The following is a 625-nucleotide window of genomic DNA, read 5'->3' as shown; positions in this document are numbered from 1 at the left end:
TCTCAACCATTATGGAGCTTGGATGTCAATTTGTCCAGAAGTTTGGCTCATATTAAGCCCACCAGAAACACTTTCTGCTGCTTGAGCAGGTGCAGCTGATGTAACTTTAGTAGGTTGTTCTTCAGTAGTCTTAGCAGTAGCAGAAACTTGTGTTGTTGTTCCTGTCAGAATATTATTAACTTCTGTTTGGATTGCTTTTACATCAAAACCTTTTGTTTTAAGGTTAGTGACACGAGCGTCTCCATTACCGTAATTTCCGTTAATAACTTCTATAGCAACTTCATGAGTTGATTTAGGTGTATCCGCATGAGCGATTTCGCCTGCAGTCATCATGAATGATGCAACTAATCCAGTTGAAATAGCAACTTTACTTAATTTCATTTAGACCTTTCGATTTCGCCACTAAGAACATTCCATAGGACTTGATCAGCCCAGTCTATCTTCTATCATCATGGTTACTTCCCATACACATCATAAAGTCCGAACGCTTGTGTAGGATTACCGTAAGCAGTTTAACGTCATTGCACGTATCTTGCTTTTGCGCTAGAGATCGGAAGAGCGTCGTGTAGGGAAAGAGTGTAGATCTCGGTGGTCGCCGTATCATTAAAAAAAAAAAGGAACTGAT

General features: G+C 40.0%; 1 protein-coding gene. It reads right to left on the bottom strand.

The features are described 5' to 3' along the window. Window positions 1–9: 9 nt before the first annotated feature. Window positions 10–381 carry a transglycosylase gene (locus BABA_RS13765; protein ID WP_007085805.1) on the bottom strand — a complete coding sequence of 124 codons (372 nt, stop codon included), beginning with the start codon at window positions 379–381 and terminating at the stop codon, window positions 10–12. Window positions 382–625 lie beyond the last annotated feature (244 nt).

This window comes from Neobacillus bataviensis LMG 21833, assembly GCF_000307875.1.
Taxonomy (GTDB): domain Bacteria; phylum Bacillota; class Bacilli; order Bacillales; family Cytobacillaceae; genus Neobacillus; species Neobacillus bataviensis.
Note: the sequence above shows the minus strand (reverse complement) of the source record. Positions and strands in the feature narration are given on the sequence as shown.

Coding starts and splice junctions, on each gene's coding strand:
- BABA_RS13765 (WP_007085805.1), bottom strand. CDS start 381: ATGAAATTAAGTAAAGTTGCTATTTCAACTGGATTAGTTGCATCATTC.